The sequence below is a fragment of the Phytoactinopolyspora endophytica genome, assembly GCF_004138495.1.
Classification (GTDB): Bacteria; Actinomycetota; Actinomycetes; order Jiangellales; family Jiangellaceae; genus Phytoactinopolyspora; species Phytoactinopolyspora endophytica.
The window spans coordinates 274,373-274,826 of sequence record NZ_ML142849.1; the positions used below are offsets into that span (position 1 = coordinate 274,373).

Consider the following 454-nt stretch of genomic DNA (forward strand, 5'->3'; position numbering starts at 1 on the left):
GCCCGCGTCGGCCACATACAACTCACCGTCATCGCCGACAGCCATGCTCGAGGGGGTGTTCAACTGAGCGGCAGTAGCAGGGCCGCCGTCACCGGCGTGACCGTAATCGCCCGTACCCGCGACCACCGTCGGTTCATCACCAGGCTCAAGCTGCATCACCTGGCCGACCAAGCTGTCGGCGATATACAGCCCGCCGTCCGGACCGGCGGCGAGACCGCTGACCCCTGCCAGTCCGTCGGCCGTGATACGCACGGCGGCCTCGTCGGATTCCGTGACCAGGCCGCCGGCCACGGTACTGATCGTCCCGTCCGGAGCGACCATCCGGATATACGCGCCCCACTCGTCATCGCGGACACGGCTAGCGACGTAGAGGTTCCCAGCGTCGTCGAACGCCAGATCCTGCACCTCACCAAGCGCCGCATCGACCGCCGGACCACCGTCACCCGAATGCCCC

Annotated in this window: 1 protein-coding gene; it reads right to left on the reverse strand. The window is 67.8% G+C overall.

All coding sequences use genetic code 11. The annotated features are described in order from the left end of the window. Positions 1–454 (reverse strand): NHL repeat-containing protein (locus ELR45_RS36390; RefSeq protein ID WP_205855660.1); only part of this gene is annotated, 454 nt, incomplete at both ends.